This is a genomic window from Dyadobacter sp., assembly GCF_017744695.1.
In the GTDB taxonomy this organism is placed as follows: domain Bacteria; phylum Bacteroidota; class Bacteroidia; order Cytophagales; family Spirosomataceae; genus Dyadobacter.
Genome location: NZ_JAGIAS010000004.1, coordinates 499,278 through 526,183, shown reverse-complemented (window position 1 = coordinate 526,183; position 26,906 = coordinate 499,278). Strand labels below are relative to the sequence as shown.

Sequence of the window (26,906 nt, the reverse complement as noted above, 5' to 3'; positions counted from 1 at the left end):
TTAATTAGCACGCATGTTTTCATCTTTCCTCCGTTTTGTCAGGGAAAAAAGCTGGCTTGCATGCTTGTTGGGCCTGCTACCCGGTCTCATCTATATTTGGGTATTCGAAGTTATTGCATTGAATGTCAACTATGTGGCATTCGACGATATCCTGATCCTCGGTATTATTCCCGAATTTTCGAAAGCCGATCTGGCGGGTAAATGGAAGTTGCTGACAACCCTTTTTCCCGAGCACCGGCTCGTATTCTCCCGCTCGGTAATACTGCTCCTCGAAAAGACATTTGGAACGGTCAATCTGGTTTGGCCGATGATGATCGCCAACACGTGTTGGGCGCTTTGCGCATGGGTTTTCTATCGAGCTTTCAGGCATTTGAGGTTTTCCATCTGGTATTTTGTGCCGGTCATGTGGCTGTGGTTCAATATCCAGTCATTCGAAAACATTTTCTGGGGGGTCAGTTCGCTTTGCAATTTCGGCGTGATCCTTTTTGTGCTTTCGGCGCTCTATTTTGCGGTTTACAAGCCGGAACGGATCGCCATTTCGTTGCTTTTTGCTATTGCGGCGACATTTACTTACGGTAATGGATTGATGGTTTTTCCGGTAATCGGGCTGCTGTTTTTGCTCGGAGGTTACCGGAAACAATTTTTTATCACGCTGGCGACAACGCTCATTATCGCAGTCATTTATTTCATCGACTTCACCCCAATCACTCAAAACCTCGATTTCTCGAACCCGCAGCAGGTTAAAGAAGGCTTCTTCGGCTTCTTCGGGTTTATCGGTTCATGGGCAACACTTACGGCCTACGGTACGCCGACATCCGGATTGTACATTGCCGTTGCAATGGGAATGCTGATGATCGCCGCACTGCTTTTTTTATACCGCAAACAATACATTCCGCTCTGGAATTCGACCTGGCTGAAAGGACGTTATACAAATCCAACAGCCCTTTTTGCGCTTGCTATTGCGATTTTTACAGGCATAACGGCCCTGGCCCTCACGTATAAGCGCATTCCTACGGACACGTTCGAGGGCATGTTCAAAGGGCGTTACCGGATGTATTCGACGCTTTGGTGCATTGCCTTGTATTTCGGGTTTTTGGCTATTGCGCAACACACAGCCCGAAGAAAATTTGCTCCCGGAATATTGGTGGCTGCCATTGTAATGAATCTGCTATTGCTGCACGGCAATTTCGCCGAGGCGGTAAATGGGCGTCGGGCGGCTATTGCGCAGGAGTTCAATGCGCGCTACAATGCCGATTGGCTGGGTATTCGTATGTTTTCGATGGATCAGCAGCATTTTGAAAAAATCCGCTCCTATTACCGCTCGGCCGACCCGCTGGCCGAAAACTGGAACCCGCGGGCGGATTCGGTTTCATGTGCCGGCACTTATCCGCCGGATGAAGTCGGGGTGCTTGGGGACCATATTGTGGTTGGTTTTCACCAGGAATTCTTCAAGCCCGAAAAAGACTATTCCGACGGCGCATATGTGATTCTGAAGTCAACGGAGCACGTATACGCAGCGCAGCCTAATCAGGCTTCCGTGCCGCTGAAAACGACGCTGCGCCGTGGAATGTATTTCAATAAAGGTGTAAATGCGAGTTTTCATACGGCCAATGTCGAGCCGGGCACCTATCAGATTTACCTGCTCGTCCGCAAAAATGGACGCAATACCATTTATTGCACCGGCCGGACCTGGGAGGAAAGAGAATAATCAGTATTTGTTACGGACGCTGGTGAGAATGCGCTCCACTTCCTTGCGCACATCGGCGGTAGGTTTGGTGAAATTGTTATTCATGAAGCTGAATGCCAATACTTTCCCTTTTTTTGTAATCAAATAGCCGCTCAGGTTGTAAACGTTGCTCAAACTGCCTGTTTTAGCAAAAATGAAAGGCGGCTCTTCCTTGAAAAGGTTTTTAAGTGTTCCGCTCTTCCCTCCTGCCGGCAATATTTTGAATAGTCTTTCCTGCGGCACTTTTGCGTAGATCTTTTGCAGCAAAGCCACCATGGTACGTGGTGTAAAAAGGTTGTAGCGGCTCAACCCCGAGCCATCTTTCCAAACCGGTTTGTCCGGTAAATCGGCCAAATGATGCTCTACGGCGTGTGCAATGGCTTTTTCGGTGCTTAACGGCAACTTGTTCGCGGTGGCGTAAAGCAGCATGAGCTGCTCGGCCAGCATATTGTCGCTTACCTGCATCATGCGCGTGTACAGCGAGTCCGAAGGAATACTATTGACCGTCTGCAATTCAATTTCCAGCGGAATATTGATCAGTTTGATTTCCTTTTTTAATGTATCGCTCAATAGTTGCAGCATCACCTGGTCGGTCATGTGAACGGGAACATCTCTGGTAACTGCCTGTGAACCGGATAGTTTTGCGTAGTGAAATACATTTTGCAGTTCTTCCCTCTCAATTCCGGAAACCGCCGTATCCTGCACCATTGCTTTCTGCCAGAAACGCGGGTTAGCCCGGTATAGTCCGGCAGCCGTGCTTTTGAAACGGGCGATATTACCGTAGATCGGCATGGCGGTCACTTCGGGTTGATAGTAGTCGTTGTAGTCGCTCCAGGCCCAACCCGGGCCAAAACGTTTGTTCTCGAAATGGTAAGGAGTAAAAAATATCTGGTCTTTGCGGCCTTTCAGGAAATCAAAAACCTTGCTGTGCGGCAAATCGGGATGGAGCAGCGAGGGGTCGCCGGTGCCCCGAATGATCAACAGTTCGCCCCATTCGAGGTATTCGAGGCCGGGAATGGAGTCGCCCAATGCGGACAGACCGGCATAAAAACTGAATAGTTTGGTGTTGGATGCAGGGACGAAATATTTATTATCCTGATACGAAGCCAGCGACTTTTGATCCCCTACGCGGGCAACGGAAACGCCTGTATGTTGCTGACTGAGGACCGCCGAACGGTCGATTTCACGTTTCAGATAATGGGAGGCCGAACAGCCCGACAGAGCAATAATACTGATGAAGAAGAGCAGCGTGCGCATGGAAACGGGTTAAAATGAACTTTAAACAAAGATAATATTTTCGTCGTATTGGTAAAGTGGCAGGTCAAGGGTTTTGGATAACCAGTAAGTAGTTGCCATTCAGCTTTACAATGCTGTCCCGTTTCAGATCAAATTGCGGCAAGCATGCTGAATCGGCGAGAACATATTTCATAGCGCTAATTTCAGTAGAAAGCGACAAATGATGATAGCGCTGCAAGTTGGCGTGTATATCGGCTCGTTGGAACAACTCATGACAAATTCCGATCGTAGCCGCTGACGGTACCAGTGTACGTAGCTGTTTTGCATTGGCCGAGTGGACATCCGGCGGAATCGAGGTCAGTTTCCGGAATGTGGCACCCCAGCATACCAATACGCCGATGCTTAGCGCGATGGTGATGGATTGCTTTCTGTGTACCATGACGAATTCGATACGCTGAACCAGCAAAAAAGCAAAGAGCAGCGCCACAAAGGGTAATGCCGGTAAGAGATAATGCGGATATTGCTTGATGCTCACCAGCATCGGCAAGATCCCTGACGCTGCGACAAGCGCCGTCAGGCGGATATTTTCGGAGATAACCTTTTGCCGGGGAATTCTCCATTTAAAACCGAAGGATAATCCGTACAGTGCGGCGCAGGCGATCAAATGCGGCAGCAGATTCCGCAGGAGTTCTGATATCAACGTGAAATGGGCTGCCCAGCCCGTGCCTGCTTTTTCCCGTTTCTGTAACAATGCCTGCACGATCTGGCCGTTGAAATAGGTTGCCATAAACGCACGTGCAGGTGCGTGAAGAAATATGCCTGCGATACCTGCTGCGATCACCACCAGCATGATGATAGTCGGCCGGAATGCCCTAGGAAATCCGTATGGATGCGTAGAAATGGCGTAGATCGCCGAAAATGCGAGTGGATAAAGCCCCACCGGGCCTTTGGTGAGAAATGCCAGCATAATGCAAACCCCGGCTAATAGTGGCCGCAACACATATTGTTTTTGAGCAGATTCTTCTTTCAGATAAACCAATTGAAAATAGCAGGAGGCAAGGCAAAATAGCCCCATGGTACTGTCGAGAAAGTTGTTTGGAATACTGTAATAAACAATCACAACGGCGTACCAGCATAAAACGGGTATCCAGTCCAATGCGCGGAATGGGCTTGTTGGCCCGAGTAGTTTCTGCCAGATTTTGACAATAAAGAAAATATAACCGGTTAAGATCAGCAGGTTATAACCGTTTTCAACAGCCGGCGTGTCACCGAAAATCCTGAAAAGAATGGATTGCAGCCCGAATTGCAACGGCGGATGTCCCGAAAAATAATCGCCGTTGTCATAGGGTAGCCAGAACGAATGCGCGAAAAACGGCCGCCAGAATGACCCGATACCTTCCGACATATTGCGGGCAATAGCAGCGTAAGTGACACCATCCATGAACATCGTGTCGTCGACCGACCGTGGCAGAAATGTGATCAGGACGAAGCTAAGCGTGAAAAGCCAGGGTAGCCATCCCAGGTAATTTTCATTGTTGGAATTCATGATGCGGAGTGAAATTTGCCGTTAAATAACGGGTTTTGTCCCTGGTGGAATACCTGCCTGGCGGTTCTTTTTTACCAAACGGGCGGTTTCCCGCTTTCGATAACGCACCTAATGCGATTACTTTGTAAAATCTGATCACCACATCGCACGAGCATTCTGATGACTGATATCCGGTCTGTTTTGAAACAATATTGGGGTTACGACGCTTTCAGGCCGTTCCAGGAAGATGCCATTCAGGCGGTCCTGAAGGGCATGGATGCGCTGGTATTGCTTCCGACCGGCGGAGGGAAATCCATTTGTTTTCAGGTACCGGTCATGGCTTCCGAGGGTGTTTGCATTGTGGTGACACCGCTCATTGCACTTATGAAGGACCAGGTGGAACAGCTCAAACGCAGGCATATCCCGGCCGCTGCGATCCATTCGGGCATGAGCAAGACCGAAATCGATATTACGCTGGATAATTGCATTCATGGCAACACGAAGTTTCTCTACGTGTCGCCCGAGCGCCTGCGTACGGACATTATGATTGCGCGTACGAAGCGTATGAAGGTGTGCCTGCTTGCGATCGACGAGGCGCATTGTATTTCGGCCTGGGGCTACGACTTCCGCCCCTCTTATCTGCTCATTGCCGATTTCCGCAAGCTTTTGCCCAAGGTGCCGGTCATGGCGCTGACGGCCACGGCCACGGAGGAAGTAAGGACCGACATTCTCGACAAGCTCGAAATGCGTAATGCACGGGTGTTTAAACAGTCGTTCGCACGGGCTAACCTCTCCTACTCGGCATTTCCCGAAGAAAGTAAAGAGCGCAAATTATTGCAAATTTTACGTAATGTGCAGGGAACGGGGATCGTATACGTTCGTACGCGCAAGCGCACAAAGGAGCTCGCCGATTGGCTGAACCGCCAGGGAATTTCGGCGACGAGCTACCATGCAGGCCTGCCTTTCAAAGACCGCTCGGAGCGGCAAACGGCCTGGATACAGAACCGCATTCGAATCGTCGTGGCCACCAATGCATTTGGAATGGGTATCGATAAGCCGGATGTGCGGGCGGTAATCCATTTCGATTTGCCCGATAACCTAGAAGCCTATTACCAGGAGGCCGGGCGTGCGGGAAGGGACGAAAAGAAGGCTTACGCGGTCGCGCTTTTTAATAAAATTGATCTGGAAGAACTGATTGATAGCATTGAGCGCAAATATCCACCGGTGGAAATGCTCCGGCGTGTGTACCAGGCTTTGGCGAATTACTACAAGATTGCGATCGGTGCGGGTGAGTTATCGGGTTTTGACTTTGATATCCAGGAGTTCGCGGGAATATTCGGGTTGCCTGTCAGCGAAACGCATTATGCGTTGAAACTGCTTGAAGAAGAGGGTTTTGTGCAGCTCAGCGAGAGCTTTGGCGATTCTTCCAAAATCCATTTCCTGGTCGACAACCGGCAATTGTACGACTTCCAGATACGCTATCAGGAGATGGATTCGTTTATCAAACTGATCTTGCGAATGTACGGCGGTGAGCTTTTTACCGAATATGTGCGCATTTCCGAAACGGAGCTGGCACAGATCCATTTTGCCAATGTACCCGAGATCCTGAGGAAATTGAAATTCCTGGCCGAACGAGAAATCATCGATTACGAGCCAAGAAGAGACAAGCCCCAGCTCACATTTCTGACACCGCGCTATGATTCTTCTTTACTTCCGCTGAATGTTTTTGAAATACAAAAAAGAAAAGACCGCGACCTGCAAAAGGCGCAGGCGGTGATTCGCTACGCGTCGCATACCAAACGGTGCCGTACTTTGCTTTTGTTGGAATATTTTCATGAATACGATGCGGAGGAATGCGGTGTGTGCGATATATGTATCCAAAACCGTAAGAATGAAGCCGCCCGCGATGCTGTCGTGGACGACTGGGGTGAACAGATTACCCATTTTTTGTACCGTGAGGGCCCGATGCTGCCCGCGGAACTGAGCCGGGCATTTGAAAATTTGCCGGGAGAGGTGTTCCTGAAAGCATTACAAGAACTAATCCAGGAGGAAGCGATCCATTACAACGAACAGGGAATGCTGACCCCGACTAACAAAACTCAACCTTGAAAACCTCATTACTAACCACAGCACTATTTATCCTGACAGCCCTGCAATGCGTTGTCGCTCAACAGATTCTCGGCCTGCAATTCAGTAATTACGGTGGCTTGTACCGGTCGACCTACAACCCGTCGGTACTCGGCGGGCCGAGGCATAAGTTTCAGATCAATGTCCTCACGCTTGGCGGCAGTATCAAATACCGCTATTTCCGTTTCATCGGGGAAAACTCATTCCTGTACCCTATTCTTGCCCCCCATTCTACGAAGGAGCTTTATGGTCGCTCGCGCACGATGGGCTCGCTCACGTACAAGGACCCTATATTTCTGACAGGCGAAATCCGGTGGCCCTCGGTGTCGTTTGCATTGGGCAAATACCATGGAGTAGCCGTGCAGCTGCGTACGCGGGGATTTGTACTGGGGCGCAATATCCCTTCGGCCATCGATAACTTGTACATCAAGCGGCTCGATACCGGTAGTACACCGCCGGTTTCCGATGAGGTTTGGGGTGATTTCAGCCTTGTTCAGCAGAGCTTTTCGGATCTCAGCTTTTCCTACGGTGCCCAGCTGTTGGATATTGAAGGGCACAAATTCCGCGTCGGCGTAACCGTGAAGCGCGTTTTCGGTGCACGGGTGGCCTATTTGACGGGCAATGCAGATCGGTACAGCATTCATCCGGTGAGCAGCAGCAATACGGATGTCAGTCAGCTGCAAATTGACAATCTGACTTATGAAAGCGGGTACAGCACGCCTAATCGCGGAATGAGTGTTGGAAACTTGTTTGATTCGGGCAAGTACGGCTCTGGCTGGGGGTATGACCTTGGTTTTTCATACGAAATCGGGTCGGTTTGGAAGGATCGGAAGGAAGTTTATAACGACAGTCCCGATTACCTGGTCCGACTCGCAGGCTCATTGACGGATATTGGCTCCGTCAAATACAAAACGGGCGATTCGCGGGTTATCAAAGGAACACACAGCGATGTGGTGATCGGGCAAACCGAGCTGGAAACCATCAGCGACCGCGGTCCCGAGGGTTTCATGAGCCTTTTCCCGGGCGACACCAGCTCCGCGTTGTCGCGGAAGGCAAAACTGCCCCAGGCCCTCAATCTCGAAGCCGATTTGCAGGTTTTTCACGGTTTCTTCCTGAACCTTTCGCACACGAGCCGCCTGAGCGGTGGTGGAAAGCAATCGCATGGGAGCCAGTCCGATGGTCGGCAGTCATTAGATATGTATGTGCCTAATACTTTTATCATTACGCCACGTTTTGAGGATGAGGATTCCGGCCTTTCTTTCCCGATTTCATTCATTCAGGGAAATAATAGGCCTTCGATCGGCCTTGCAGGGCATTTCGGACCGGTTTTCCTCGGTTTCAGCAATGTAAATGGCCTCATGAAAGGTGGCGGGGCACGCGGGAGCATGATGTACATTGGTTTCACCGCGTGGAAGGCATATCGTAAAAAAGACAAGGATTGATATGAAAACATCGTCTGCCCTACTCCTTTTAGCAGTTTTCTTCCCACTGATGCTGCTCGGGCAGCACGATCAGCACGCCAATCATACCGTCGCCGATGTGGAGCCGCAGCCTTTGCTCGCGCAGGCCATGCGCTTGCAGGAAGCGCTTTCGTTTTCGGGCAACGCGTTACAGGCTGCGGATGCAGCGAAACTGAAAGCATTGCAACGCGGCCCGTTGTCGAAAGAAACGGTTGCCCGAATCCAGGCCATTCTGGATCCCTATTGCCTTAACGTGGTGCACATTAACCCGGAAGGGCGCGTAAAAGTGGACCGCGGTGCCGCGAAAGCGGTTCTGGTGCAAGGTGGCTGGACGGCCTTTCTGGTTAAGGTCTATAATGAGGCAGGCATTACAGCCAAATTTGAGGCTACCAGCCCGAATGCATTAAAACCTTACCATTCCCCTTCCTTCGAGCATAGGGTCAAAAAGGAACACGAACTGACCGAGGGCCAGGTCGCCAATCGTTTTCTTGATATTCAAATTTATGCCGGGAGGCCGTTGCAGCCGAATTTGTCGGGTTTAAAACTCGAATATGCGGTGGTTCAGATTTATTCCAAAGATGCCGGTAAACGTGAAGCGGAAATCGCCTACAATGCAGGCCAGGGCTCGCAGGACATTGGTTTCCGGAATTCCACCCATATTTTATTTGATGCAAAACCGGCTGTTAAGGTCAATTTTGATGTAAAGGATGACGATGGTACGGCCACTATGGCGTCTTTCCTGATCACCGACGGGCAGGAGCATGCGTCCGGCAAGTTTAAAGGTATTTACCCGCTTCCTTCGCGCCGCGTCGCCGCCTTCGACGAATATCCCGATTTCTTTTTCCAGCCACAGATTTACCGCAAAAGCGGCGAACATGTCACCCTGCCCCCGGGCAAATACAAGGTCACCTACTCGCGCGGGCCTGAGTATGTTCCCCAGATCAAAGAAATCGTTGTTCCCGAAGGCGTAGCGTCTATAAACGTCGGATTTCAGCTGAAAAGATGGATTCAGCTGGCAAAGCTCGGATGGTACAGCGCGGATCACCACATTCACGCGGCCGGTTGCAGTCATTACGACAGCCCTACCGAGGGCGTCGATCCGAAAGATATGTTCCGGCAGGTGCTGGGCGAGGATTTGAATATGGCGGCGAATCTGGCCTGGGGGCCAAGCTGGTATCATCAAAAGACTTTTTTCACAGCAAAAGATCACCCGCTGTCGGGCAGAAAAAACGTCATGCGCAATGATGTGGAGGTTTCGGGCTTCCCATCCTCGCACGCGGGGCATATTGTTTTGCTAAGGATCAAAGAGGACGATTATCCCGGCACAACTACTATCGAACAATGGCCCAGCTGGACGGCGCCGGTTCTTTCCTGGGCCAAATCGCAGGGCGGCGTGGTCGGTTATGCGCATTCAGGCTGGGGATTGGAGCCGATGGAAGCGACTAACAAGCTTCCGAATTACGTCACCCCTAAAATGGATGGAATCGGTGCCAACGAGTACATCGTTACGGTTACCGACGGTCTGATCGACTTTTTCAGTGCCGGTGATACGCCAGCCCCCTGTGAGCTCAATATGTACTACCACACGCTCAATTGTGGCTTTAAAACGAGGCTGAGCGGCGAAACCGACTTCCCGTGTATCACGGACGCACGCGTGGGCCAGGCGCGAAGCTATTTCAAACCTAAAAATGCAATGGACTATGATGGATATGTGGAAGCCCTGCAATTGGGCCGAAGCTACGTTTCCGACGGGAAGTCGCATATAATGGATTTTAAAGTCGATGGTTTGGAGGCTGGTACCGGTGAGAGCGAAGTGGCTTTAAAATCGCCTGGTAATGTGAAAGTGACGGCCCGAATTGCCGCCTATTTGCCGGAGAAGCAAGATAGCATTGGAGCAAAAATTGCCAAGGCGCCTATTACGGAAAAGCCCTACTGGGACATCGAGCGGTCGCGGGCAGGACAATCACGGACTGTCAGGGCGGAGCTGATTTTCAATGGGGCTCCGGTCGATACCATTGAGGTACAGGCAGACGGCAAATTGACCGACATTAGTTTTTCACCTAAGATCTCCAAATCGGGCTGGCTGGCGGTGCGCATTTATCCCAGCTCACATTCGAATCCGGTTTTTGTAAAAATCAATAACCAGCCTATCGCCGAAAAGCAAAGTGCGGAATGGTGCCTGGCGGCTTTGGAACAATGCTGGAAAATGAAAGAGCCGAATATCCGTGCGGAAGAACGCAATGCGGCCGCTAATGCTTATGAGAAAGCGCGGAAGGTGTATCGTGAGCTTATCGCAACCGGAAGCAAATAGGGAGGTTATTCGGGTGTAGTTTCAGTCTTTTTGGAGCGGAATAGGCTTCCTATCCGGCTGAACATCCGTTTTTCAAACTCCCAGAAGAAGTTGAATTTGCCCCAAATCCAACCCCAGGCGAGGAGAATGACCTGGTACAGCGGTAAGATGACGAGGATATTGACCGTCCAGCGAAGCCAACCGGAAGAGTCTTCGGTTAACCCGGTAAGTTCGAAAAGCCAGCGCTTGACGTAGAGGACCGAAAAACCGGTACAGGCAAAAACGACGAGAATAATGAGTACATCCCACCCATTTCGGACGTTCCAGCGCTGTTTCAGTTTTTCGATCATCGGTTATTATTCATGAAAGAAATCCAGGTGTTCGGGTTTGATCACCTCTTTATCCAAAGTTAAGAATTCTTCCCAAAAGGCATCGTTCGGAACGCCTGCCCGGCAGATAACCGGCTCTTTTTTAACGGGGTGTTCGAAGTAAAGCCTCCGTGCGTGCAAATTGATGCTGCCGTCCGGGTTGCCTTTGGGATAACCATATTTGACGTCCCCGCGGATAGGGCAGTTCATCGATGCCAGTTGTACGCGGATCTGGTGCGGCCTGCCGGTGACCGGCATTACTTCCAGCAAATGAAATTTGTTGATCTCTCCGATCCAGCGGTATGAGAGCTCCGCTCGCTGCGAACCGGGTACTTCCTGATCGTGGGCAGTAGTAACATTGCGGGCTTCGTTTTTGGTAAGCCAATGCACGAGCTTACCCTTCTTCTCAGCAGGTTTGTTTTTCACAACCGCCCAGTAGGTCTTCTGAACATCCCGTTTGCGGAAAATCTCGTTCATGCGTTCGAGCGCCTTCGACGTGCGGGCGAACACTACGAGCCCGCTTACAGGGCGGTCGAGGCGGTGTACAGTGCCGAGAAACACGGCTCCCGGCTTATTGTACTCCTCCTTAATATAGTCTTTGACCATATCGAGCAGGCACGTATCGCCGGTGACATCGGCCTGGACCAGGATCCCCGGCTCCTTATTGACGATGATCAGGTGATTATCTTCGTAAACAACCCGAAAAGGTTTTTTAGCCATATTATTAGTTTAATACTTTTTGAAAGGTTAGTATGATTCCGACTCGTTCGGGAACGACCTTCCTTTTACATCTGAAATATAATTGGTGATGGCGTCGGTCATGACACCGTTCAAATCGGCATAATGGCGCAAAAAGCGTGGTTTGAATTCCTTGTTAATGCCCAGGAGGTCGTGAATTACGAGTACCTGGCCATCGGCATGCGGCCCGGCACCGATCCCGATTGTCGGGATTTGAATGCTTTCCGATACCTGTTTGGTCAGTTTCGCAGGGATTTTTTCGAGTACTACCGAAAAGCAACCCACTTCTTCCAGCATCTTGGCGTCCTCGATCAACTTCTGCGCTTCGGCCTCCTGTTTGGCACGGACAGTATAAGTCCCAAATTTGTAGATAGACTGGGGTGTAAGGCCCAAATGCCCCATTACAGGCACTCCCGCGCTCAGTATGCGCGTAACGGAGTCCTTAATCTCCAGACCGCCTTCGAGCTTCACAGCGTGTGCGCCGGATTCTTTCATAATGCGGATGGCGGAGTTCAACGCCTCGCGCGAATTGCCCTGGTACGAGCCAAACGGCAAATCCACGACAACCAATGCACGTTTCACCGCCCGTACCACCGATGATGCATGGTAGATCATCTGGTCGATCGTGATCGGCAGGGTCGTTTCGTGGCCGGCCATTACATTGGAAGCAGAATCGCCCACCAGGATCAGCTCGACACCGGCTGCATCCACGATTCCCGCCATCGAATAATCGTAGGCGGTTAGACAGGTTATTTTTTCGCCACGGTTCTTCATTTCCTGAATCACGTGGGTCGTAATGCGCTTGATATCAGCAGTATGTACAGACATGGTGGTTATCGGTAATGGTAATCGAAATTCGTTTAAGTGTGGTCAGGAGTTGTCATGTTTGGTCAAGGATAGTCAAGTCTTGTTATAGGGAGGAGAACTTGTGTGTCCGATACATCAAACCGTCCGATGATGAATGACAATTCCTGACCCCTTGACTATTCCTGACTACACTTGACAATCTCTGACAATTCTTGACACCTCCTGACTCCCGTGTGGCGTTTCATCCCTGCAAAACGCCTTACCGGTGTATCAGCCAGTTTTCGGGGTTCAGGCGCGAAGTATTTTTCCAGATCTGGAATTGCAATTCCGAAGTGCCGTCGCTGTCGGTGGCTACCCGGCCTATATTTTCACGTGCTTTTACCTTCTGCCCGGCACGTACAGCGACACCGGTCATTTTGGCGTAAATCGTCATATAATTCCCGTGCTGGATCGCCACTACACTTCCCATTCCGGGCAGCTCCGTTACGTCGAGTACCGTTCCGTCGTAAACCGACCTTACCGGCTCTCCGGCAGTCGTCTGAATGTCAACGCCAAGGTTATCCACCATCACCCCCTTCAAAACAGCGTGCGGACGCTGGCCGAAATGGCTGGATACAAAGCCTTTTACGGGCCATGGCAGGCGGTTTTGCGAAGCCGTGAACGATGACGCCAACGTGGTTTCTTCCTCGCTCATACCGCTAGAAACGACCGGCTCTTCCTCTACTTCCTTAGGCGCTTCTACCGCAGCCTCCCCTTTCTTTTCCCGTTCGGCATTCTCCCGGGCGATTCTTTCGCGTTCTGCTTTCCGGCGCGCTTCACGTTCTTCACGCTCGCGACGTTCCCTTTCGAGGCGTTCTTTGCGCTCCCGCTCGGCAATGCGGCGGATACTGGCTTCCAAAAGGTCGGTAGCGCGTTTATTTTCAGCAATTTGCTTCCTCAATTCTACCTCTTTCAGTGAAAGCTCCTGGATCACCTCGTTCTGTTTCACTTTCAGGCCTTCCAGCTTGGTATTTTCTGTAACGCGTGTATCAAGGACGTTTTTCTGCTGATTCTTTTTCGAAGTAATGCGTTGACGCTCGGCCATTACCTGTTTTTGCAAAGCATCGATTTCCTTCGCACGTCCCTGACGGGCTTCCGTATATTGTTTCAGATACTTATACCGGAGCACAAACTGGTTGAAAGTACCCGCCGAGAACAGGAAAACAAGTTGATTGAAATAGGCGTTCCGTTTCGAAGCCTCATAAATCATGTGGCCGTACTCTTGCTTCAATACGGCAAGGCTGCTATCCAGCGACTGACGCCGCCTTTCGAGCACTTTTAATTCCCTGTCGAGGATTTCCAGGTCGTCGGTAAGGAGGTCTATCTGCTTTTTGTAAGTGTTGATTTGCTGGTTGAGAGCTTTGAGCTGGCCGAGGTTGACGTTCTTTTGGGAAGAAGTCTGCTTTAAAATGCTCTGAATTTCCCTGATCTTGCCCTGGTTCTCAGCCTTTTCACGCTCCAACTGCTCGCGGGTCTTCTGTGCAAATGCACCTGCGCACGCACAAAGCATGAATGTAAGCACTAACCAAAAACGACGGCTACCAGGGGTACGAAAGGGCATAATATTGATTCTTGCGGCCAAAATACATCTCACGGCGGGCAAAGTTAAGCAGACTTTCTGTATTTTACCTTTTACGCTTATAGCTCGAAGGAACATTAAACGGAAAACCTGGACTTTGGTTTACCAATTCCACCTTGCTGTGTTTGAGGCGCATGGTTGTTTCGAGTTTCTGCTGTTCTTTGGAAAGCACGTTCAGATTGATATGACTTATGAACGGGAAAAGGAAGCTGCCTACTGTTCTGAAATCCTCATAATCCAACGTAAAAGTGTTCTGTGTAGGCACTTCCGTCGCTTTCAGGCGCGACAGCTTCTGGTTTTTTTCGGCAATATAGTTGTCTACTTCCAGTCTGTCGACGGCCTGTTTGAGGACATAAAAGTCATTTTCTTTCACAAAGCGACCGTTTTCCTGCATTTCAAAAGGCATATTACCGATGATGACGGATTGCAGAAGATCGAAATTCAAGTCGAAATTATATTGCTTGCTTAGCTGTTCGTAATTGAAGACAAAGTAATCGCGGTGAATTTTATCCATAAAAACGATGGAATCCCGCGTAATAATACCCCGTGCTACTTCCAGGCCCACACCCGTCACCGACAGCCAGATAATGCTGTCTTTTTTCATCCGGATATTGACATTTGTATTGTCGAAATCCTGTTTTGCACTCTTGAATGAAAACTTGGATTTGGCCGTCAGATAGTCGAAATCAACTTCGGCGACTTTCACAACCGGCATGGGTTCGCCCGCGTCGGGCACTACCGCCACAGTATCTGTCGCGGCGGTATCTGCGGCTATGGTATCTTTGGGTTCCGGGCCCCTGGTGATCAGGGTTGTATCGAGATCCGACTTTTGAGAGACACTTTTGGAAGAACGTGGTTTGTGACAAGCCGTGAACCACATCAGAGATATGGCTACCAGCCCGACGGTAATTTTACTGCTCATGTAATGCACCTGTTGCTATTTTTTTGTCAAGAAGTTCGGTGGTCTCTCCCATTCTCTTGGCTTTTTTCCATTGGGCCACCGCATTGTCCCGTTCCCCTAGTTTGAACAGGACGTCCCCGTAGTGCTCAACAATTGTGCCACTCACGCCGCTGCTGTCGAGCATTGCCTTTTCGAGGAACTCCTTGGCTTTTTTGTAGTCTTTACGAATGTATAATACCCAGGCATAAGTGTCGAGGTAAGTCGGGTTATTTTGATGCTGCTGCACCAGCTTTTCCGACATTTTGAGTGCGAGATCGAGTTTCTCCTTTCTCAGGGAAAGAAAATAGCTGTAATTGTTCAGGACGTGATCGTTGTCCGGGTCGGCCTTCAATGCGAGTTCGTAGGCGGCATCGGATTTATCGTGGTCGCCTATTCCGTTGAATGCGTCACCAAGCTGTGCGTGGATCAAAGGCACCAATTGGGGATTCTCACCGATCATTTTCAGGCTCTCTTCCAACGAAGAGGCTGCATCTTTATAGTTTTTCTTCATCAAATGCGCCGTTCCGTTGAAATACCAGAACGTGCCCTGATTCGGGAACAATTCCAATGCTTTTTCGGAATGCACCAGCATGCTGTCGGGCTGATTGAGCTGGCCGTCGAGCTGCAAAATAGCGATCCAAACCTGGAAGACATTGGGATCGGCCGCTGCCGCTTTCAGGTACAGCTGCCGTGCTTCGGGGTATTTGCCCTGGCGCGTCAGCAAATCGGCATAAATTACCGTCGCTTTGGATTCGTTCGGGTGCGTTTCCGAGAGCTGGCGGGCGAGGGAAACCGCCTCGTTGACCTCGTTTTCGGTTTTCAGCATCGTCAGATAGCCCGAAAGCACGCGGATTTTAGGGTCTGCGTCGAGGTTCGGGTTCGCAAAAACCTGTTTCAGCTCCTGGTTGCATTTCTGCACATCACCATTACGACGGTAAATATCCGCCAGCAATACGTGTGCCTGCGCCTCGTCCGGGTTGATTTTCAAAGCTTCTTCCAGCGGCGCCACCGCTTCCACAATGCGGTCGTTGGCGATCAGCATTTCGGCCAGTTCCACGCGGTAGCCAACCTCGCCGGGCTCGGCGGCAATCAGTTTCCGGCCTTCGGCCAATGCTTTGTCAAGATTGTTCTGACGGAGATAGAGCTGCTGTTTCTGGTGCGTGATCTCTTCGGTCACTCCCATCGACTTTTCCAGCTTGTTGTAAGTATCAATCGCTTTGTCGAACTGGTCGGCAAAAACATAAACGGCCGCCAATTCTATCCCGTACTCGATATTTTCAGGGTTTTTAGCGACCAGGGTTTCATAAATCTGGGCGGCTTCGGAGTATTTGCGGCGTTTCGCGTAGAGTTCTGCGAGCTGCTGGGAATAGAAAATGTTCTCTTTATCGAGGTCATGGGCCTTTTTGGAGGCATTGATCGCGTCGTCGTATTTTTCGAGCTTGATAAGCGCCGTAGCTACCAGGTAGTGTGCGGTAGCTTCCTGCGGACTGAGGAGCGCGAGCTTTTCAAACACCGGTAATGCACGGTCGGGCTCGTCCTTCATCATGAATTTCATCCCCTCGGCGGCCATCGACTCCCCTTCCAGCCTAGTGAGGACGCCTTCCTCTTTAACTTCCTGCTTGTCACGATCTTTACGACGCTGCGCGTGGGCCGGCGTCATCAGCCAGGAGGCCGATACGAGGCAAATAAGAAGGGTTATTTTCAAATATTCGGTCCTCATATATGAATCGTGCGCCATCAGATCGTGGGTCATGACCGGCTATTTCAGTGTAAATAACAAAGTTACCAAATTTTGTCAGTATGCTCTGCCCAAATGTCTTTGCAAATAAGTATACTAACGTCGAAATACGTATAATCTTATGCCGGAATTGGCCTCCATTGCGTGGTCTATCGCACGGAGTAGGCCGATTTACCAAAACCGGGCAGTCCGGCCGGGCTTAGCACTTCCACGCGGATGTCCGCCGCGCCGGCGGCATCGGAATGGTAGTAGCTTACCTGGGCCTTTCCATCGCTACCGGTTTTGAGCATAGGTGCCCAGAAAACGGTCGACCGGAAATCGGGGTTCGGAGCGGGAGGGCTGCTTGGCCCGTATTGAGGCGAATAAAACTCGCGAGGGGTGTGAAAACCGGCGATTTTGGTCACCAGTACACCCGGAACAATGTCTTGCGAATAGTCGTAATTCTCGTTTCCACGCTTGGTAAGTACCGAAATAACCCCGTTTCCTCCCCTGCTGCCATATATCGCAGCCGACGCCCCTTTCAGCACGTCGATCGACTCTACATCATACACGCTTAGCGACGTGATCAGCTGCTTATCCACCGGCATACCATCCAGTACGAAAAGAGGCTCCCCTCTGTTGCCTCGTATCGATACCACTGCATTCATCCCCGACCCCATTACCGAGACGCCCGCAACACGGCCTTGCAGCATATCGAGTATGCTCGTATAGCCGGCAGACATCTGAGGCGTCACTTTCAGGGTCGCATCGGCCGTACTGTAAAGTTTCCGTGAGTCGCGGGGCACTTCTTTTTTGGCTTTGATCGTGACTTCCCGGAGAAGCCGTTCGCGATTTTGCCTGATTTTAGTTGAAATCTCCTGATCTCTGGCCGCGTTTTTGAGGAAATCGGCCAGTCGCTGGGCGTCGACAGTCACTGGTTTGAAAGGAATTTTCACCACCGAAGCCCGAGGCGGATCGAACGGATTGAGCGTGAAGGACAGGTTCTGGTTCCCTTTTTTGTTCATTCCCTGCAGACGAAGTTGCAGAGAATCGCTGAAAGCCAGGTTATAGATGGTGAAATGGCCATTTTCGTCGGTTTCCGCCGTCATGAAATTGCTGAGACTATCGTTGCTGACAAAAAGCGACAATACTGTTTTTTCGGTCAGCTTTTTGTTGTTCCGTTTCGCATCGCCTTCGAGTGTAATGCCCTGCTCGACATACCTTTTCGTCGGCGGAATGGAGTCGCTGAGCACGTCTTCCCATTTGAAGCGCGTCCAGCCGTGTGTCATCATCAAGTAGTCGAGATGGATTTTGCGCTGCGGTTTCGCAGGGTCGAAATAATAGGCAGGTTGTTCTATAAGACCTTTTAAGTCGGAGGATAACAGTAAATAGGATGCGATATTTTGTTCAAATGGCTGCTGTAATATCTGGCCGGCATCGGTCACAGCCAGCGAAAGGTTTGCCTCCACAGGCTTGCCTGCGGAATCGGTGACCGTTACTTCCACATCGACTTTTTCGCGGGGTTTGTAGTCGGCTTTCGATGATTTGATATTGACCCGCAAGCTTCTGGAATGATCTACGAATACCAGCCGCTCGCAAACAGGCTTGCCTATGTCATCGAAAAGTGTGAGATGGGTAATGCCGTCAGGCAATTCCGTACTGGGCAGCTGCATGATTAACCCGCGGTTCCCGATTTTCCCTTTCGCCACAAATGCGACGATGCCTCGCGCGTGTCCCACGACATGAACCGGTATTTCTGCTTTCCCGGGGATTTTGGCATAAGCTATCACTCTCATTTTGAGTGGATTCGATAGGTTGTCGACAAGCATTGTAAAGCCTGTGTCGTGTACTTTCGGAAATGCGAGCGGTGTTACTTTTCCGCCTGCTTCCCTGACAAACGCCCGGTACGACTCCCCTGCTTTCGGTGCAAATTGAAACCGGCCCATTCCCAGATGCTCACTTTTAAATGAAGCAACGGTATCGCCGCTTTGGCCCAGCACGAAACCCGTTACATCCTGAGCCGGTCCGGCTTCATTTACCGCTTTGAACGCGACGCGCGTGTTGATATCGGCTACTATCTGCCCGCCTTCCGGGAAAAATTGCAGGTCTATTTTGCCAGTAGCGGCGTTGGATGTGGCATTTTCTTCATAATCAAATACATATACATTCTTTTGAAAGAAAAAATCTTCGGAAGAATTGCGCATCCAGTTGGTATAGGCCCGGATCGTGTATGCGCCGGGCGCGAGCGAATCGGCGAGGACGAACTCGCCGTGGCCGATGCCACCAGCCAGTTGCACACGTTTCAAAGCCGCGTTTTTGCCCGAACGCTGCTCGATCAGGTCGACGTAGAGCAGGTTGCTGGCACTATCCGCGAGGTGCAGCGATCCTTCGGTAAGGTATGCCTTGAACCAGAGCGTATCGCCGGTCACGTAATAAGGCTTATCGAGGTGAAGGTAGGCCTTTTCGGCAGGCAATGCGGCCCGGTATTTATGTAATTTGTTGGAAATGAATTGAATAAAATCTTCTTCCGACCATTGAAATGCAGTAATAAGTAATGTAATGGCGGCAAGTAACGCACTGTTGACGAAGGTTTTTTTCCACGGCATGTTGTTGATCAAGATTTGTTATATATGCAATTTACCTAAAATAAACTTGCAAAATAATTCTACTGATTCAGCTTACTGACCAGCAAATAGACGGGATAGCTTATCACAAGGAACAGCAGCGCATACTGGCTGCTCGGAAGGTCCTGAACAATGGCACCGACGAGAAATGCGATAGATAGAATCAGCATTAATATGGGCAAAAAAGGGTAGGCGGGGACTTTCCATGGCCTTGGCAAATGGGGTTCCTTTTTTCGCAGTGCCAAAAGCGATGCAAATCCCGAGGTATAACCCAGTACAAAAAAGAATGTTGCAATGTCGGATAGCTTTTCGGTAGCGTCTTTTCCAATGAGAATCAATGTGATAGCAACGGCCGAAGTGATCAGCATTGCCACCGCCGGTGTACCACCCTGGTTTACGGTAACCCCTGATCGGAGAAACAGCCCGTCGCGGCTCATCGAGTAAAGCACACGGGGGTTGAACAATAACTGTGCATTGACGATGCCGAGAATTGAGATCATCAGGAACAAGGTTACGATCTTGCCGGAGCCTGCGCCGAAAATCAATGTAATCGCGTCGGCCGCCGCCAGTTTCGATTGTGCGAGCCTGTCCATCGGCAGTACGTGGAGGATCGCCAGGTTGCAAAGCAGGTAAATGGCGATGATCACCAAAACACCTCCGATCATCGATTTGGGCAGATTTTTGGAAGGATCACGATCTTCTTCGGAGAAATAGGCCGCAGTATGCCAGCCATCATAGGTATAAAATATCGCTTGCAGGGAGAAAACCACGGGGGCTATCCAGGAGCCTGTTTCGATGATTTTGCTGGTTGTTACCTGGGCTTCTGTTGCCGTAACTTCATTGCCATACAAATAGCAAACTGCTACGAATGCGAAAAGCCCGATACCTTTCAGCAGACTCATAACGTTCTGAAAGCTACTCGCCAATGCCAGCCCGATCCAGTGAATGACGGTGAGCGCGAGCAGGATAGCGGCAGCTACGTACGATTCGTAGCCGGCGAGCGACGGCATCAGCAACGCCAGGTACTCACTCATCGTGTATACCCCGAAGCCCAATGCGGAACAGGTGCCGAGCCAGCTGTTGATCCCGACCACAAAGCCCGCATAGTTTCCGAACGCGCGCTGCGCATACACGTACCATGCGCCCGCCCGCGGGACCGACGTGCCGAGCTCGATCGTACACAATGTTCCAAGAAACGCGTAAAGGCTTACACCGACCCACAGCGCCATGATCAGCCCCGGATCGCCCAGCTGGGCGGCGATAGGGCCGGGCTTCCGGAGAATACCGGTGCCGATGGTGCCGCCGACAGTCACCGCGACGCCAAATCCGACGCCCAGGATCTTGAAAAGTTCGTTTCGGGTAGAAGGTTGCTGCATTGGGGGAGTGAAAATGTGCTTTTCGAAAATAGGAAACTTTTTCTGAATGTAACTCCTATCTTCGCCATCAAATACACGGGTAACCGCCAATCCTGTCACACCGCCATGTTTAAGGTTAAGAACCTTTGGATCATTCACTTGCTGGGGTGGGTATTGTTCATGAGCTTGCCGCTCACCATTGTTTCGCATGCACCCCGCGCCGACTTTCCGGTGCAGGTGCTGCAATCGGGGTGGTTCTGGCTGTTCTTTCTGGTATATGCAGCGTTGTTTTATGGAAACTTACTGGTATTGATCCCCAGACTGTATCTGAAACAGCATTATGTAGCTTACGGTGGCATATTCGTCGGGTTATTCATACTGATTTATTTTTTACAACCCTTCGAAAAGCTCATATTCAGGAAGTTTCAGCAGGAGCAACAGGGTAGGGAAGTAATATACGAACCGCCGCGGGATGGATACGGGGAGGCGAGGCCGCCCGGGCCGCCACCGGGTCATGAGTTCCGCCCGATGCCGCGGCGTACACAGGGAAGGGCTGTCGATTTCGTGAGCTTGACGCTTTTCATTGTTGTTTGGGCGATAGCGATGGCGATCCGGATTTCGCGCGAATGGCGGCAGTCGGAGCGGAGGGCAATCCTTTCCGAAGCGGAAAAGGCGCATGCCGAGCTTTCGTTTTTCAAAGCGCAGATCAACCCGCATTTTCTGTTCAATACCCTTAACAATATTTACGCCCTGGCCGTCGGCAGCAGCGCACATACCGCGCCGAGCATTCTGAAATTGTCGCAAATGATGCGATACATTACGGAGGAGGCGACCGAAAATTACGTCCCGCTGGGAGATGAGCTTGCCTGCCTGGAAAACTATGTGGACTTGCAAAAATTGCGGTTGAATGCCAAAACCAGCCTGGATTTTGAGGTGAAAGGCCAGCCGGAAGGCATTAAGATCGCCCCGCTGATCCTGATGACTTTTGTAGAGAATGCATTTAAATACGGTGTGAGCAATCATCGCGAATCGGTGATACGCGTAGCGGTGGAGGTAATCGGAAGTGATATTCAGTTTTTTTGCCAGAACCGGATTATCGAACGGAACAAAGATGAGGAGCGCAAAGGGGTAGGCATTATGAATACCCAAAAACGATTGGATTTGCTTTATAGCGGATTGTACAACCTCGATATACGTAATGACGGGGAGGTTTTTACAGTGAATCTAAAACTTTCGGGACGATGAAATGCGTGATCATTGACGATGAGCCGCTGGCGTTAAGCGTGCTCGAAAAATACATTGCCGCATTTCCGGTGCTTGAATTAGTCGGGTCGTTCGACGACGCGATCGAGGGCGGGCGGTTTCTGAATGCGAATGCGGTCGATCTGCTTTTTATCGATATCAATATGCCCGATTTATCGGGATTGGATCTGGTCGCGGGACTGAAAAGCAGACCTATGGTTGTTTTTACGACTGCCCATAAGAAATTTGCCTACGAGGGATTCGAGCTCGAAGCGGTGGACTACCTCTTGAAACCGATTACGATCGAACGTTTCGAAAAGGCTGTGCAAAAGGCCGCGGAACGTTTAGCACTGAAAAAACCGAAGGAAAAAGAGGAGTTTATCGTGGTCCGTTCGGAATACAAGGCCATCAAGATTGCGTTGAATGATATTGCGTTTATCGAGGGGATGGAGGATTATATTAAAATTCATTTGCAGAACTCCCGTCATCCGGTCATGACGCTCATGTCACTGAAAGGTATTCTGGAAAATTTGCCAGAAACCGGGTTCAGCAGAATTCACCGGAGCTATATCGTGCCCAATTCTCAGGTAAAATCTATTCAGAATAAGAAAGTTAAGCTTTTGTCGGGTGCCGAACTGCCGGTAAGTGACAGCTATGTTGATTTCATCGAAAAATGGAAGAACCAGCAAGCCTGATTTCAAGCATTCCGCCGATTCACCGGTAAAATCGGGCCGTTGACCGACACATTCCGCCTGTTCCGCAACAAAGGGAGAAACGAATACGATAATGTATTTAAACTCACAGAACTGCTGCAATTATGGAACGCAAAGAATTTTTGAAAAGAGGGTTTTCGGCATTGGGACTGGCGGCTATGATACCCGTGATCAGCTGCTCCAATGACTCTGTGGACCCGGTAGAAACTTCAACCGATACCTCCGGTAGTACTTCCGGCTCGACTTCCGGAACATGTACCGCGACGGCCTCCGAAACGGAAGGTCCATTTCCGACGAAATCTCCGGCCAGTCTGGTTTCAAACGACATTACTTCCGATCGCCAGGGTACAAAACTGACTGTCAAAATCACGATTCAGAACAAGAATAACAGCTGCGAAGGCCTTTCCGGTGCATTGGTGGACATCTGGCATTGTGATGCAGCGGGGAACTACTCGGAATACGGCGGCTCTGGAATGCAATCGACGAATTACACCAGCGTGCACTTCCTTCGTGGCCGGCAAACTACCGACGCGAATGGCCTCGTGGCATTTACGAGCATTTACCCGGGTTGGTACTCGGGCCGCGCGGTGCACATTCACGTACACGTATATAATGCGAGCGGGAAATCGTTACTGGTGACGCAAATTGCATTTCCGGAAGAGATCAGCAAGGTTGTGTTTGCACAGGGTGTATACGCGAGCCACGGCCAGGCAGATACGACCAATGCACGCGACAATGTATTTGGCGACGGTGTAAGCACTGAAATGTCGACCGTTACCGGCAGCGTTTCGGCAGGCTATGAGCTGACGCATGCGATTGTGGTAAGTGCGTGATGTACTTCGGCTGTCGGCTTTCGGCAGTCGAACTTTTTGAGTTGATGTAAAATTGTAGACCGCCGACCGGCCGCCTACTAACATAATAATCAAGCCGACGGCCGATAGCCGAAGTAATTACATCCCTATGTTCCCACCGACCGAAGCCCATATATACCTGGAAAGCCTTCGCGGGCAGTTTTTGGCGGATGGTTTCCGGAGTTTCAGGACCTTCAATTTTGAGGAATACCTTGCTGCCGACCGCGAGGCATTCGGAACATTGCAAGTCCTGAATGATGAGACGTTGATGCCGGAATGCAGCTACGAGTTGCGGGTGGAGCGGTCTTGTCAGATCATTTTGTTGCCGGTGGTAGGGGCGATCGAGGTCGAGGAAAAGGGTAGGGAACCCCGATTTATCAATTCCGGCGAGGCGTTGTTCCTCCTCGCGTCGCCGGACAAGCATTATACCATTACTAATCCGTATCCCGACGAGGCGATCAACTATTTGCAGATCAGGGTCGCGGGCGGTGAATTTTTAAGCACCCCGATGTCATTCGGCATCACCAGTCAATTTGGTCTAAGTGAAAAAAATGTACTTCTTCCGGTCCGGGGCTATGACGGAAGCTCCGCCCATCTGTTTATCGGTCAATACGACGGCCGGGAAGAAGGCATTTTCAACAGCTTGAACGCCGATCATAGCGCATTCATATTCGTGATCGAAGGGGCATTCGAGGTACAAAACCGGCTCTTGGAACGGCGGGATGGGTTGGCGCTGAGTAATGCGGAAGCGGTAGAGTTCGAAGCGTTGTCGAATGGGGCGATTTTACTGGTGGTTGATTTGGAGACTAGGGCTGATAGAAGATGAAAATTAACTCTTTAACTCTATCAAAATGATCATCCGTTGAGAGTAGTGGGACGCCCAGGAAAATGGATGTGGCAGCGATAATCGCGTCGGGGAGTTTGAGGTTGTACTGCCGCCTTACATAAGTTGTAATTTCCTTGATTCCAGAATTAATTCCAATAATGGAGCATTGATCAAGAAAAATTTCCATCCAAGCTTCTTCTTCGATGGTAATATGTCGATATCCCATCAATTCCAATTCAACAATAAAGGAAAGTTTCGCTTCTCGATCCTGCAATAAATTTGCCAGGCGAGAATCTCCTTTAAATAGATTAATCGCAATATTTGTGTCAATCAGAATCTTCGTCCCATTCATCACGCATTCGTCTCTGGATCGCCAGAGCATCTTCGGTTATTTTTATTACTCCAAGGAATTTTCGAGCGTCAAGCTTTTTACTTTTTTCAGTCGATCCGGTAGCCGGGAAAATCTTTGCCCGGGCGGCTGTTGGGAAAACATCTTCAAGCATTTGCCCTTCTTTTAAAACGAATTTCATAGTCAGCGCGCGGTTTGTTCATGTTTAAAGATAAGGATTAAAATACGAACGAACTTAACCTAATGTGCAAACGACACCACCTGAATATCAATAGGCATAAAACAAAAAACGCGGATGCCGTTTTCACAGCATCCGCGTTTTTGCATTAAATGTATATTCTTAAAGAACTGCTTCGGCGAGAACCAATACTTTGTTATTCAGCACTTCCACAACACCACCGTCAATGACGAAGTTTTGCTTTGCAGCGCCGGTATCGACTACCACATCACCTTTGCCCAGCGTGCTGACCAGCGGCGCGTGACGGTTCAGAACCTGAAACTGTCCTTCGGTACCCGGTAATGTTACAGCATTCGCCTCGCCGGCAAACACCTTTTTATCTGGGGTAATGATTTCTAAATGCATAATAGTCTATGAGTTTATAAGTCTATGAGTTTAAAGTTCATAAGTTGTATACAACTCATAGACTCTGAACTCATGAACTCCATAACTTACCTTGCGGCTTCCGCCAGCATTTTTTCTCCTTTTGCCTGAGCGTCTTCGATGGTTCCAACGAGGTTGAAGGCCATTTCAGGAAGGTGGTCATAAGCACCATCCATGATCAGGTTGAAGCCTTTGATAGTATCATTAATATCTACCAATACACCTTTCAAACCTGTGAACTGCTCAGCAACGAAGAATGGCTGCGAAAGGAAACGTTCTACGCGACGTGCACGTGATACGACCAGTTTGTCCTCTTCGGAAAGTTCTTCCATACCAAGGATCGCGATGATATCCTGCAATTCTTTGTAACGCTGAAGAATGTTTTTCACACGTTGTGCGCAGTCGTAGTGAGCTGCACCCAATGTTTCTGCATTCAAAATACGTGAAGCGGAGTCAAGCGGGTCCACAGCAGGGTAGATACCTTTCTCAGATACTTTACGGCTCAATACGGTCGTAGCATCCAAGTGAGCAAATGTTGTTGCCGGAGCCGGGTCAGTCAAGTCATCCGCAGGTACGTAAACCGCCTGCACGGAAGTGATTGAACCACGTTTTGTAGATGTGATACGCTCCTGCATCTGGCCCATTTCAGTAGCAAGCGTAGGCTGGTAACCTACCGCAGATGGCATACGTCCCAAAAGAGCGGATACCTCTGAACCTGCCTGGGTGAAACGGAAAATGTTATCGATAAAGAAAAGGATATCGCGGCCCTGACCTTCGCCATCTCCGTCGCGGAAATACTCAGCCATGGTCAAACCTGACAAAGCCACACGTGCACGTGCGCCAGGAGGTTCGTTCATCTGGCCGAAAACGAATGTTGCCTGCGAATCTTTCAGTGTATTGTAATCAACTTTGGAGATATCCCAGCCGCCTTCTTCCATGCTGTGCTTGAAATCCTCGCCGTATTTGATGATACCCGCTTCGATCATCTCACGCATCAGGTCATTGCCTTCACGTGTACGCTCACCCACACCGGCGAATACCGAAAGACCGGCATAAGCTTTCGCGATGTTGTTGATCAGCTCCTGGATCAATACGGTTTTACCTACACCCGCACCACCGAACAAACCGATCTTACCACCTTTTACATAAGGAGCAAGAAGGTCGATTACCTTGATACCTGTGAAAAGTACTTCGGTAGCCGTTGCCAGCTCTTCGAATTTCGGAGCTGCGCGGTGGATAGAGATACCGTTTGAAGAATCCAACGGAGTAAGACCGTCGATCGCTTCACCGATTACGTTGAACAGACGTCCTTTGATACCTTCGCCGATAGGCATTTTGATAGGCGCCCCGAGCGGAGTAACCTCCATGCCGCGTTGCATACCTTCAGTACTGTCCATCGCGATAGTACGGATACGGTCTTCGCCCAGGTGCTGCTGGCACTCAAGAACTACTTTCTGACCGTTTGGTTTGATGACTTCCAACGCATCAAGGATCGCAGGGATACGTCCGCTGTCCTCAAATGATACGTCTACAACCGGGCCAATTACCTGCGTAATTTTTCCTACGTTTGCTGCGTTTGCCATTATATAATTTTGATTATCTCGGATGAGGTTTTTTTCAGACCGCAAAAGTAGGAGATAATTTGGTCAGTACCAATAGCAGACGAGGCGAAAATTTGGATATTTTTTAGAAAATCACCCGTTTTTCCCGAAAACTGTGTTTAATATTTCCGGAAAGTGGGTTTGAAGGAAAGGTAAAGGGAACTTTTTAAGGAGTTCCCGAACCGGAAAAGG

Annotated in this window: 22 protein-coding genes; 8 read left to right on the top strand and 14 right to left on the bottom strand. The window is 50.1% G+C overall.

What is annotated here, in order from left to right; all coding sequences use genetic code 11:
- The first annotated feature begins 13 nt into the window (after positions 1 to 13).
- A complete protein-coding gene (locus J7619_RS18315; RefSeq protein WP_291201591.1) occupies positions 14 to 1,708 on the top strand; it encodes a hypothetical protein in 1,695 nt (564 codons plus the stop codon).
- Here the strand turns inward: J7619_RS18315 and dacB are convergent, their stop codons facing one another.
- Together dacB and J7619_RS18305 are read right to left on the bottom strand one after the other, a co-directional pair.
- The gene (gene dacB, locus J7619_RS18310; RefSeq protein WP_291201588.1) at positions 1,709 to 2,983 is read right to left on the bottom strand and encodes a D-alanyl-D-alanine carboxypeptidase/D-alanyl-D-alanine-endopeptidase; all 1,275 of its coding nucleotides are present in this window, start codon (positions 2,981 to 2,983) and stop codon (positions 1,709 to 1,711) included.
- A gap of 64 nt (positions 2,984 to 3,047) precedes the next feature.
- Positions 3,048 to 4,508, bottom strand: a complete 1,461-nt coding sequence (locus J7619_RS18305) for a glycosyltransferase family 39 protein (RefSeq protein ID WP_291201585.1) — start codon at positions 4,506 to 4,508, stop codon at positions 3,048 to 3,050.
- Between the two features lie 159 nt (positions 4,509 to 4,667).
- Here J7619_RS18305 and J7619_RS18300 point away from each other — a divergent pair, with 159 nt between their 5' ends.
- From J7619_RS18300 to J7619_RS18290, 3 genes are read left to right on the top strand one after another with little or no spacing between them, the layout of a single operon-like run.
- On the top strand, positions 4,668 to 6,596 hold the full coding sequence (locus J7619_RS18300; protein WP_291201582.1) for an ATP-dependent DNA helicase RecQ: 1,929 nt from the start codon (positions 4,668 to 4,670) through the stop codon (positions 6,594 to 6,596).
- Positions 6,593 to 8,056 carry a DUF5723 family protein gene (locus J7619_RS18295; RefSeq protein ID WP_291201579.1) on the top strand — a complete coding sequence of 488 codons (1,464 nt, stop codon included), beginning with the start codon at positions 6,593 to 6,595 and terminating at the stop codon, positions 8,054 to 8,056. Before J7619_RS18300 ends, J7619_RS18295 begins: the two co-directional genes overlap by 4 nt.
- Position 8,057: 1 nt before the next feature.
- Positions 8,058 to 10,385: a CehA/McbA family metallohydrolase gene (locus tag J7619_RS18290; RefSeq protein WP_291201576.1), complete on the top strand. Its 2,328-nt coding sequence runs from the start codon at positions 8,058 to 8,060 to the stop codon at positions 10,383 to 10,385.
- A 5-nt stretch (positions 10,386 to 10,390) separates the two neighbouring features.
- Here the strand turns inward: J7619_RS18290 and J7619_RS18285 are convergent, their stop codons facing one another.
- From J7619_RS18285 to J7619_RS18250, 8 genes are all read right to left on the bottom strand, one after another.
- Positions 10,391 to 10,714, bottom strand: coding sequence for a DUF6787 family protein (locus J7619_RS18285; protein ID WP_291201573.1), 324 nt, complete (start codon positions 10,712 to 10,714; stop codon positions 10,391 to 10,393).
- 6 nt (positions 10,715 to 10,720) lie between these two features.
- A complete protein-coding gene (locus tag J7619_RS18280) occupies positions 10,721 to 11,452 on the bottom strand; it encodes an RluA family pseudouridine synthase (protein WP_223406131.1) in 732 nt (243 codons plus the stop codon).
- A 27-nt stretch (positions 11,453 to 11,479) separates the two neighbouring features.
- Entirely contained in the window at positions 11,480 to 12,298 is an 819-nt protein-coding gene (gene panB, locus J7619_RS18275) for a 3-methyl-2-oxobutanoate hydroxymethyltransferase (RefSeq protein ID WP_291201568.1), read from the bottom strand.
- A 238-nt stretch (positions 12,299 to 12,536) separates the two neighbouring features.
- On the bottom strand, positions 12,537 to 13,877 hold the full coding sequence (locus J7619_RS18270) for a murein hydrolase activator EnvC (RefSeq protein ID WP_291201565.1): 1,341 nt from the start codon (positions 13,875 to 13,877) through the stop codon (positions 12,537 to 12,539).
- A gap of 64 nt (positions 13,878 to 13,941) precedes the next feature.
- A complete protein-coding gene (locus J7619_RS18265; protein ID WP_291201562.1) occupies positions 13,942 to 14,817 on the bottom strand; it encodes a DUF4292 domain-containing protein in 876 nt (291 codons plus the stop codon).
- Complete coding sequence (locus J7619_RS18260; protein ID WP_291201559.1) at positions 14,807 to 16,588, bottom strand: lipopolysaccharide assembly protein LapB; 1,782 nt, start codon at positions 16,586 to 16,588, stop codon at positions 14,807 to 14,809. The genes J7619_RS18265 and J7619_RS18260 overlap by 11 nt, the downstream gene beginning before the upstream one ends.
- Positions 16,589 to 16,722: 134 nt before the next feature.
- Positions 16,723 to 19,158: a TonB-dependent receptor plug domain-containing protein gene (locus tag J7619_RS18255; protein ID WP_291201556.1), complete on the bottom strand. Its 2,436-nt coding sequence runs from the start codon at positions 19,156 to 19,158 to the stop codon at positions 16,723 to 16,725.
- 59 nt (positions 19,159 to 19,217) lie between these two features.
- The gene (locus J7619_RS18250) at positions 19,218 to 20,552 is read right to left on the bottom strand and encodes an APC family permease (RefSeq protein ID WP_291201657.1); all 1,335 of its coding nucleotides are present in this window, start codon (positions 20,550 to 20,552) and stop codon (positions 19,218 to 19,220) included.
- A 105-nt stretch (positions 20,553 to 20,657) separates the two neighbouring features.
- On the opposite strand from J7619_RS18250, the gene J7619_RS18245 reads away from it, so the two are divergent.
- From J7619_RS18245 to J7619_RS18230, 4 genes are all read left to right on the top strand, one after another.
- The gene (locus J7619_RS18245; RefSeq protein ID WP_291201553.1) at positions 20,658 to 21,776 is read left to right on the top strand and encodes a sensor histidine kinase; all 1,119 of its coding nucleotides are present in this window, start codon (positions 20,658 to 20,660) and stop codon (positions 21,774 to 21,776) included.
- Positions 21,773 to 22,468, top strand: a complete 696-nt coding sequence (locus tag J7619_RS18240; RefSeq protein WP_291201550.1) for a LytTR family DNA-binding domain-containing protein — start codon at positions 21,773 to 21,775, stop codon at positions 22,466 to 22,468. Before J7619_RS18245 ends, J7619_RS18240 begins: the two co-directional genes overlap by 4 nt.
- 122 nt (positions 22,469 to 22,590) lie before the next feature.
- A complete protein-coding gene (locus tag J7619_RS18235; protein WP_291201547.1) occupies positions 22,591 to 23,319 on the top strand; it encodes an intradiol ring-cleavage dioxygenase in 729 nt (242 codons plus the stop codon).
- Positions 23,320 to 23,446: 127 nt separating this feature from the next.
- The gene (locus tag J7619_RS18230) at positions 23,447 to 24,163 is read left to right on the top strand and encodes a hypothetical protein (protein ID WP_291201544.1); all 717 of its coding nucleotides are present in this window, start codon (positions 23,447 to 23,449) and stop codon (positions 24,161 to 24,163) included.
- On the opposite strand, the gene J7619_RS18225 is transcribed toward J7619_RS18230, so the two are convergent.
- The 4 genes from J7619_RS18225 to atpD all read right to left on the bottom strand — a co-directional run bounded on the left by J7619_RS18225 (position 24,144) and on the right by atpD (position 26,696).
- Positions 24,144 to 24,515, bottom strand: a complete 372-nt coding sequence (locus tag J7619_RS18225; RefSeq protein WP_291201541.1) for a type II toxin-antitoxin system VapC family toxin — start codon at positions 24,513 to 24,515, stop codon at positions 24,144 to 24,146. The two genes, J7619_RS18230 and J7619_RS18225, sit on opposite strands and share 20 nt — an antisense overlap.
- The gene (locus tag J7619_RS18220; RefSeq protein ID WP_291201539.1) at positions 24,490 to 24,693 is read right to left on the bottom strand and encodes a hypothetical protein; all 204 of its coding nucleotides are present in this window, start codon (positions 24,691 to 24,693) and stop codon (positions 24,490 to 24,492) included. The genes J7619_RS18225 and J7619_RS18220 overlap by 26 nt, the downstream gene beginning before the upstream one ends.
- Positions 24,694 to 24,852: 159 nt before the next feature.
- A complete protein-coding gene (atpC, locus tag J7619_RS18215; protein ID WP_223406105.1) occupies positions 24,853 to 25,095 on the bottom strand; it encodes an ATP synthase F1 subunit epsilon in 243 nt (80 codons plus the stop codon).
- Between the two features lie 86 nt (positions 25,096 to 25,181).
- Complete coding sequence (gene atpD / locus J7619_RS18210; protein ID WP_291201534.1) at positions 25,182 to 26,696, bottom strand: F0F1 ATP synthase subunit beta; 1,515 nt, start codon at positions 26,694 to 26,696, stop codon at positions 25,182 to 25,184.
- Positions 26,697 to 26,906 lie beyond the last annotated feature (210 nt).